The organism is Arthrobacter sp. ZGTC131 (genome assembly GCF_002929275.1).
In the GTDB taxonomy this organism is placed as follows: domain Bacteria; phylum Actinomycetota; class Actinomycetes; order Actinomycetales; family Micrococcaceae; genus Arthrobacter.
Genome location: NZ_PJIK01000020.1, coordinates 45886 through 54363, shown reverse-complemented (window position 1 = coordinate 54363; position 8478 = coordinate 45886). Strand labels below are relative to the sequence as shown.

Here is an 8478-nt window from a genome sequence, read left to right as displayed (position 1 = left end):
CCGCCGATGGCGATCATTTGGATCTGCCGCGGTTTCAGGCTCTTGTGGTAGCCCTTGTCCTCCGCGTGAAGGAGGGAATCCGGAGCATGGGCGTGACCGCTGTCGGCCTCGTGCATACCAACCTCGTCATTGGGGTTGTTGGACATGGGGGATCCTTTCGTCCTGTCAAAGAACAAAATGAGGGTTAGAAGTAAGGTGGGGGACAACCGGGACCGGATCAGGGAAGACTGGCCAGATCAGAAAACGGACCACCCGGTGCGGTCGGACAGATCAGCGAGGGCCGCCGACCCCGCCAGAGAATTTCCCTTGGAATCCAGCCTGGGACTCCAGACGCAGATGGAGCACTCGCCGGGGACGATCACCAGAATTCCGCCGCCCACACCGCTTTTTCCGGGAAGACCCACGCGGTAGGCGAACTCACCGGCTGCGTCATACATGCCGCAGGTCAGCATGATGGATCCGATGCGTTTCGCCTCGCTCGGGGAGACCACAGTCCCCTGCGCTCCGCGGCCGCCCTGTGCAAGGAAGAGCCCGGCCTTCGCCGTCTCCACGCAGGTCATCATGATGGAGCACTGCCTGACATAGTTTTCCACCACGGCCTGGGCGGGTCGGTGCAAGTTGCCGAAGTCCTTCAAGAAGTGGGCGAGGGCTAGGTTACGGCTGCTGTTGGCAAGTTCACTCTTTGCGGCCATCTCGTCGATGAAAGGGCCGGGCCCGCCCACCTGGTCGGCCAGGAAGCGCAGGACATGACCTGCAGCGTCAGCAGACTTCTCCATCAGATGGTCGGTCACCACCAGGGCGCCCGAGTTAATGAACGGGTTCCGGGGGATCCCGTGCTCCACTTCAAGCTGCACCAAGGAGTTGAAGGATGTCCCTGACGGCTCGCGAAGTACGCGGGACCAGAGCGCACTGGGTTCACCGGCGCTGAGTGCCATGGCCAAGGTGAAGACCTTCGAGATGCTCTGGATCGAGAATGGAAGATCTGCGTCGCCGGAACTGAACACGTCCCCGGATGTGGTGGCGACCGCAATCCCGAAACGGTTGAAGGCCGGCGATGACAGGTGGGGGATGCTGGCGGGAACTGATCCTGCTTCACTCTGCGGCCGGTGGCTGCGGACGATGTCATCCAGGACCAGGTTAAGAGGCGGCGAATCGAGTGCTGTCATCATTTCTTGCCCAGGTGCTCCTTATGCTTGCCGGCCCACTCCTGAATATGAAGCAGCGCGACCAATGAATGGCGGGGATTGCTAAAGTTCAGGCCGGTGACCCTGCTGACCTTGCTGATCCGGTAGTAGACGGTGTTCTTGTGCAGCTTCATCCGCTGGGCGCATTCGGCCACATCCAGAGACGCGTCGAAATACGCACGGAGGGTTTCGGCCAACTCGCTATCGTCCCGTAGAAGGGCCCAGAGGCTGCGATGGCGAAAGGCCGAGGCTGTGAAGTTCTCCACTGCATCGTGGAAGAGGATCTCAACCTCAAAGTCGTCCACGGTGGCCACAGAAGAGTTCCCGGACCGACGCATGCAGCCGAGCAGGGCTTCCGTTTTGGAGGTCACCGAATGAATGGACAACAGATCAGGGGCGATCGGCCCCACTGCCCCGAACGGGCTGATGCCCAGAAGTCTCTCGGCGTCCCTGACGATGGCCTCGGCAAGGCTCCGAAGCCCGGCTTCGGCGTTGGCGGACTGGAGCGCCGGGACGATCACGGCGGTGTCGCCGTTGAACTGCCCCACGATGGCTGACGGTTTGTAGGCCGCGGCATGGATGGACGCAAGGTTGGCGAGTTCCCCGTGTTTGAGGGCTGCATCGTCCGCCTGCGCTTCAGCGGCTGACATTCCGATCAGGATCAGCGCCGTTGGGCGGTCCGCGGGGATTTTCTCGCTGTGGGCGCTGGCCGCGGCTTCTTCCGGGCCCGAAAGAATACGGACAATCCGGTCCTCGCGCATGTGCACCGACTGCTGGTTGCGGTAGCGGATCAGCTCCGCGGAGGCTCGCGCGGCTGATCCGGTCAGGACATAATCAACGTCCGCGCTGAACCCGTCCCCGGTTTCCTGGAGCCAGATGTACCCCATGATGCGGTCGCCGGCGAACATGCTGATGGCGACCCGCTCCCGCAGACCGTCCTGTGGCCTGGCCGGAACCCTGACCGGCAGGCGCGTCCGGTGCAGTTCGCGGTAGGCGCCAAGATCCTTGAGAAGCAGCTCGTATTTGCGCGGACCGCGTCGGGCCAGAATTGACGCCTTACGCAGCTCGTCGATGTCATTCGACACTGTGGAGTAGGCCAGGACCTTGTTGGCGGCATCCTCGATCACCACGTGGCTCGACGTCAGGCGGGCCGTCGTCTGGGCAATGGCGAACAGGTCTTCTTCCAGCAGCGTCAGCACCTCGCTCTGGTAACTGCGTGGCTGGATCCGGTCCTTGGCGATGGACAGCAGCCGGTCCCAGTCCGCAGCCGGATCCACCAGAAGGAGGCCGGTTCCGGCAGCCCGGAGCAGCTCTTCGGCTTCCCCCAGTTCCCCGGGGCCGCCCTTGACGGCCAGCACCAGCGGAGGGTTTTTCAGAAGGCGCCGCAGCGCCGGCAGAGCGGAGCGTCCGCGGACCCCGATGAGCAGGACAAACGCGGCCCCGCCGTCGGAAGTCTCGTCGTCGGCGTCAACGATCAGAAAACGTTCAATTGGTGATACCGCGCGGGACGGCCGGAGGATGAGGCTGGCGAAACCCAGGGGGAGATCCGACAGGATGTCGTCCACTGTAGCTGCGGCCATGGGCTTCCTTCGGCGTTGATACCCTTCCGGACGGCTCTGTCCGGTCACCCAATGCTATCCACAGCAAACTTCGGAAAATATGGATCCCAGCCTAAATCCGGCGATGTGTTTTCGGTCCCGGAACCAATGCGGTCCGGGTCGCACCAATGGGGATTGACACTAATCCGCTGCGGGAATATCCTACAACCAAATGGTTGTAGATCAGTTTAGCGATGCCGAACTCGACCGCCTCTTCCAGGCGTTCGCGGATACCACCCGGCGGGACATCATGCGCCGGGTGGCGGTGGGCGAGTATTCGGTGTCCGGCCTCGCGTCCCTCTACGCCATGAGTTTTGCCGCCGTTCAGAAACACGTGGCGGTGTTGGAGCGCGCTTCCCTGGTAAGCAAGGAAAGGCGCGGAAGGGAGCAGATCGTGCGGGGCAACCATGAAGGCCTGCAGAAAGCCCGACGACTGCTTGATGAGTACGAGGCGATCTGGCGGCAGCGCGCCGAGCGGATCGCAGACATCCTCGCTGAAGAATAGGAAGGGTCCGGCAATGACGGTTATCAGTTCCACAAAGAGCACCGAGGCACTTAGCTTCACCCTCGTGGCCGAGTTCGACGCCGACGTCGAGCGGGTCTGGCAGATCTGGGAAGACCCGCGGCAGCTTGAGCGCTGGTGGGGCCCGCCCACCTGGCCGGCCACGTTCGTCAAGCACGAATTCACCCCCGGCGGAGAGGCCAGCTACTACATGACCGGCCCCGAGGGCGAGAAGGCCGGCGGCTGGTGGCGCATTACGGCCATCGAGGCTCCGCGCCGGCTCGAGTTTGACGACGGATTCGCGGACGACGACGGCGCTCCGGTCGAGGCCATGGGCACCACGCATGCGACCGTCACGCTGGAAGACCTCGGCGGCCGCACCCGGATGACCGTTCTGTCCACGTTCGAGTCCGAGGAGCAGATGGGCAAGATGATCGACATGGGCATGGAAGACGGCATGAAGGAGGCAGCCGGCCAGATCGACGCCCTCCTGGCCGAGCACTCCCGCGCCTGACCGCCTGCTGATTCACAGCACTCGGAAGGAATGCGCAACGCAAGAGAACGACGGCGGGACATTCCCGCCGTCGTTCTCTCGCGTGTCTTAGGCTGTTTAGCCGTCCGCGCGCGGGCCCCTCCCCCTACAGAAGGGGTGCTCCTATACTGACCGTGTGGCGATGTCCCTGCTTTTCGGCGTGGTGGCTTCCAGCGCCCTGATCGTGGGCGCACTTGTTGGTGTCCGTTTTCAGCTGCCGAAGCGATTGCTGGCGATCCTCTTGTCCTTCGCAGCAGGGGCCCTTATCACCGCACTGAGCTTTGAGCTGTTCGAGGACGCGTACCAGCGCGGCGGGATAGTTCTCGCGGCGCTGGGCTTGCTTGCCGGCGCCGTCGTGTTCACTGCGCTGAGCGCGTTGCTTGACCGCTGGGCGCAGCCCGGATCCCAGGCCACTCCTGCGGACGAATTCCAGGGCAGCGCCAAGCTGGATACCGACGCCGCCGCTGCTGAGAAGGCGCCGAGTGCTGTGTCAACCCGAGGTGCGGCCGGGATGGCGCTGCTGGCGGCGGTGACGCTTGATGGCGTGCCGGAGAACATCGCCCTGGGTGTTTCGCTCGGTGAGGGGACCGGCGGGCTGGCGCTCCTGGCGGCGATCTTCGTGTCGAACTTTCCGGAGGCGTTGGTGGGTGCGTCCTCCATGCGAAGCCAGGGCAGGTCCGCCGGAGCCATCATGGGCCTCTGGACAGCGTGCGCCGTGGTGCTCGTTGCCGCTGTGGTGCTGGGCGCGGGCCCGCTGTCCGGGGCCGATCCGGAGACCATATCGTTGCCGTTGGCGTTCGCAGCGGGAGCGGTGATTGCCTCCCTCGCGGATACCCTGATGCCCGAGGCGTACGAGCACGGCGGGCCGGCCGTGGCAATCAGCACGGCCGCCGGCTTCGTACTCTCGTTTGTGCTCTCCCTCGCCTGAGGGATGTTTCAGAAACTCCTGGCGTTCGCCAGCACCGGCAGTTTTCCGCGGACTTCCGTGATGACGGCCGGGTCAATGTCGATCACCGCCAGCTCGGGTTCGCGGCCCAGTGCAACGACGGGGGAGCCGAGCGGGGACACCACGGCGCTGTGGCCGATGCCGGTGGGGGCGGAGCCGGCGGGCGGAAGGCCGACGCTGGCGGGATCGGCCTGTCCGCAGGCCACCACGAACGTGGTGCTGTCCACGGCGCGGGCGCGGACCAGCAGGTCCCACTGGTCGGCCTTTCCCTCACCCGCGCCCCAGGACGCGCAGACAATGTTGATCTGGGCGCCCGCCCGGGCATTGGCCGTAAAGAGCGCGGGGAAGCGCACGTCGTAACACGTGGCGAGGCCGATGACCGTGCCGTTCAGTTCGAAGGTCACGGGCGACGTTCCGGCGTCCACCGAATCGGACTCGGCGAAACCGAAGGCATCGAAGAGGTGGATCTTGTCGTAGGAGGTGTCGATCCCCGGGCCGGTCACCAGCAGGGTGTTGCGCACGCGTCCGCCCTCCCCGGGGGTGAACATGCCTGCCACGATGGCGATGCGGAGTTCGTTGGCAATGCCGCGGACCGCAGTGGCCCACGGGCCGTCCAGGGGTTCGGCGACGTCGGCGAGAGTGTTGCCGAACGCGCGCATCGCCGCTTCCGGGAACACCACCAGCTCGGCCCCGGCGGCTTTGGCGCGCGTGGCGTAGTCTCGGATGAGCTCGAGATTGCCCGCCAGATCGGCGCTGCTGATGATTTGGGCCACTGCAAGACGCATGAAATTACTCCAGTTTGTTGTATACATAATGTATGCGAAAAATGTCGGGGACGGCCGCGTCCGGCCGCGAGAAGGCCTACGCGTACCTGCGCGAAAACATCCTGATCGACCCTGAGAGGCAGGGCCGGTTCCTCAACGAGCAGGAACTCGCCGCGGAAATCGGGGTCTCGCGCACTCCCGTCCGGGAGGCCCTCCTGCTTCTGGTCTCCGACGGCCTGGTGGAACTGATTCCCCAGCGCGGAGCCTATGTTCCCCCGGTAACGGGCCGGGAAATGTCGGAGCTCATGGAACTGCGCGGCGTCCTTGAAAGCCATGCCGCGCGTCTGGTCATCGAGCAGCGCAGGGTGCCGGCCGAGACGATGCAGGAAACCCTGGACCAGCAATCCAGGCTTCCGGACAACCTCAGCCCGGAGGCCGCGCGGGAGTTCATCCGCCTGGACACGCTCTTCCACCAGCAGCTCGTCGATGCCGCCGGAAACGAACTTATTTCCCGCACCTACAGCAAGCTCCACGTGCGGCAGATCCTGGTGGGCGTCTCCGCGCTGTTCCGTGCCGGCGGCCGGCGCGAGCAGGTGTGCGCCGAACACCAGGACATCCTCGATGCCCTGGTGTCCGGCGACGCAGCGGAGGCGCAGAAGGCCATCGACCATCATCTGGCCGTTACCCGCGACATCCTGCTCCGCACCTGAACACGGTCTATTTGGCTTCCCCGGCGCCGGCCTGCTGGGGTGCCGCCCCGGTTCCTTCCAGCAGCAGCCGGTAGTCCAGGTCCTCCACGGTGTCGTTGTCCCGGCCGAGCGCCAGTCCCACGACGGTGACGGCCGCGGCCACGGCAACATAGATGGCCACCGGAATCCAGGTGCCGTACTGGGACAGCAGCAGCGTGAACATGAGCGGGGCGATGGCGCCGCCGATCACGCCGGCGAAGGTGTAGGCCAGCGAGCTTCCGGTGGAGCGGAGCCGCGGGGAGAACTGCTCCACGATGAAGGCGGCCTGGGGGCCGTACATGAAGGAGTGGGCCATCAGGCCCAGGACGATGCCGATGATGAGCATTGGCTGGTTGTTTCCGCCCAGGATGCCGAAGAAGATGAACGTCCAGACTGCACCCACCACGGCGCCGACGCCGTACACCAGACGGCGGTTGAAGCGGTCGGAGACGGCGCCCGCCAGCGGGATCATGACGAGCTGGAATGCGGAGCCGACCAGAACGGCGGTGAGCACCTGGTTGCGTTCGTAGCCCAGGACCTGAATGCCGTAGGTGAGTGTGAAGACGGTAAACAGCGCGTACAGCACATCCGGGCCCACGCGGCACAGGATGGCGGCGATCAACGGGCGGAGTTCTTTGCGGAAGACCTCGTGGATCGGAGCGTGGGGCTGCTCGCCGTGCGCCTGGATTGCCTTGAAAACGGGAGTGTCCTCGAGCCTCAGCCGGATCCAGAGGCCGAATGCGACCAGCAGGGCCGACACCAGGAAGGCGATGCGCCAGCCGAAGGAGAGGAACTGTTCCTCGGTCAGTGCGAGCGTGAGGACCGCCAGGGCGCCGTTTGCCATCAGGTTGCCTGCGGGCGGGCCCACCTGGGCCGCGGAAGCCCAGAAGCCGCGCCGGTGGGGATCGCCGTATTCGCTGGAGAGGAGGACGGCGCCGCCCCATTCGCCGCCCACGCCCACGCCCTGGGCGAACCGCAGCAGGACGAGGATGACGGGGGCGGTGATGCCGATGCTCTCGTAACCGGGCAGCACACCGATCAGCACGGTGGCCACGCCGATGATCATCAGGGTCGTCACCAGGACCTTCTTGCGGCCGATGCGGTCCCCGAGCCTGCCGAAGATGATGCCGCCCACCGGGCGGGAAACGTAGCCCACCGCGTAGGTGGAGAAGGCCAGGATGGTGCCGGTCAGGGGGTCGGACGCCGGGAAGAAGACGATGGGAAAGACGACGGCGGCCGCCGCCGAGTAGACGGCGAAGTCGTACCACTCGAGCGCGGTGCCGGTAAGGCTGGCGGCAAAGGCCTTGTAGAGGCCCTTGGGGTGAATCGGCTTGTGCGGACTCGGCGTGGTGCCGGAGGCCGGAACTGGGACGTTTGCCATGGTGTTGTCCTCCACGAGATTTTGAGGTGACGCCTGTCACGCTGGCGTTAAATGTATACATTACGCATACTGGTTGTACATTGGCGACCGTTTCCGGTTTCTGGTTTGTAAAATTTCAGCAGCAAAGGATGGATCCACCATGACGACTCTGAGCTTCGAACTTCCCGACGGCAGCACCAAGGATGTACAGGTAAGGCACCTTCTGAACGCAGGCTACGCAGGGCGGGAGCAGGAGGAAGTGCAAGCCCACATTGCCGAACTGGCTGAACTAGGTGTTCCCGGTCCCACCACCACGCCGGCCCTGTATCCAGTGTCCCCCTATCTGGCCCAGCAGGTTAGGGAAGTGAGCGTGCAGCACGGACGGACCTCCGGCGAGGCCGAGTGGGCCATAGCGATCACGGACGACGGCGTTCTGCTCACCGTCGCGTGCGACCACACGGACCGCGAGCTCGAGGTCCACGGCGTTGCCTGGAGCAAGAACGCCAGCCCGGACGTTCTGGGGCGCAAGGCCTGGCGCCTCGATGACGTGCGGGACCACCTGGACCAGATCACCCTGAGGGGCTGGGTGGGGGAGGGGGACACCCCGGACACCCTGATCCAGGACAGTTCGCTGGCAGCCCTGCTGACGCCGGACTACTGGCTGGACGTGCTCACGGAACGCGGGCTGAACTCACCCGGAACCGTTCTCATTTCCGGCACCGTGGCCATGACCCACGGCGTGAACCAGTTTGCCCGCAGCTGGAAGGTGGAGATGACGGATCCGGTGACCGGCGCGTCGGTGGATACCCAGTATGTGGTGGAGCAGATGCCCGAGCCGATCGGCTGATTCACGCGCTGAGACCA

9 protein-coding genes are annotated in these 8478 nt (G+C 64.8%); 5 read left to right on the top strand and 4 right to left on the bottom strand.

Going from position 1 to position 8478, the window contains the following annotated elements; all coding sequences use genetic code 11:
- Positions 1-236: 236 nt before the first annotated feature.
- Complete coding sequence (locus CXQ90_RS19485; RefSeq protein ID WP_104141000.1) at positions 237-1169, bottom strand: glutaminase; 933 nt, start codon at positions 1167-1169, stop codon at positions 237-239.
- The gene (locus CXQ90_RS19480) at positions 1166-2764 is read right to left on the bottom strand and encodes a CdaR family transcriptional regulator (RefSeq protein WP_104140999.1); all 1599 of its coding nucleotides are present in this window, start codon (positions 2762-2764) and stop codon (positions 1166-1168) included. Before CXQ90_RS19480 ends, CXQ90_RS19485 begins: the two co-directional genes overlap by 4 nt.
- Before the next feature lie 190 nt (positions 2765-2954).
- On the opposite strand from CXQ90_RS19480, the gene CXQ90_RS19475 reads away from it, so the two are divergent.
- From CXQ90_RS19475 to CXQ90_RS19465, 3 genes are all read left to right on the top strand, one after another.
- Positions 2955-3287 carry a helix-turn-helix transcriptional regulator gene (locus CXQ90_RS19475; protein WP_104140998.1) on the top strand — a complete coding sequence of 111 codons (333 nt, stop codon included), beginning with the start codon at positions 2955-2957 and terminating at the stop codon, positions 3285-3287.
- Between the two features lie 13 nt (positions 3288-3300).
- Entirely contained in the window at positions 3301-3798 is a 498-nt protein-coding gene (locus tag CXQ90_RS19470) for an SRPBCC domain-containing protein (RefSeq protein ID WP_104140997.1), read from the top strand.
- A gap of 154 nt (positions 3799-3952) precedes the next feature.
- Positions 3953-4744: a ZIP family metal transporter gene (locus tag CXQ90_RS19465; protein ID WP_104140996.1), complete on the top strand. Its 792-nt coding sequence runs from the start codon at positions 3953-3955 to the stop codon at positions 4742-4744.
- A gap of 8 nt (positions 4745-4752) precedes the next feature.
- Here CXQ90_RS19465 and CXQ90_RS19460 read toward each other — a convergent pair whose 3' ends face one another.
- The gene (locus tag CXQ90_RS19460; RefSeq protein WP_104140995.1) at positions 4753-5547 is read right to left on the bottom strand and encodes a carbon-nitrogen hydrolase family protein; all 795 of its coding nucleotides are present in this window, start codon (positions 5545-5547) and stop codon (positions 4753-4755) included.
- Positions 5548-5579: 32 nt separating this feature from the next.
- Here CXQ90_RS19460 and CXQ90_RS19455 point away from each other — a divergent pair, with 32 nt between their 5' ends.
- The gene (locus tag CXQ90_RS19455) at positions 5580-6236 is read left to right on the top strand and encodes a GntR family transcriptional regulator (protein ID WP_104140994.1); all 657 of its coding nucleotides are present in this window, start codon (positions 5580-5582) and stop codon (positions 6234-6236) included.
- Between the two features lie 7 nt (positions 6237-6243).
- Here CXQ90_RS19455 and CXQ90_RS19450 read toward each other — a convergent pair whose 3' ends face one another.
- The gene (locus tag CXQ90_RS19450) at positions 6244-7635 is read right to left on the bottom strand and encodes an MFS transporter (RefSeq protein ID WP_181038633.1); all 1392 of its coding nucleotides are present in this window, start codon (positions 7633-7635) and stop codon (positions 6244-6246) included.
- A gap of 139 nt (positions 7636-7774) precedes the next feature.
- Here CXQ90_RS19450 and CXQ90_RS19445 point away from each other — a divergent pair, with 139 nt between their 5' ends.
- Complete coding sequence (locus CXQ90_RS19445; protein ID WP_104140993.1) at positions 7775-8461, top strand: DUF2848 domain-containing protein; 687 nt, start codon at positions 7775-7777, stop codon at positions 8459-8461.
- Positions 8462-8478 lie beyond the last annotated feature (17 nt).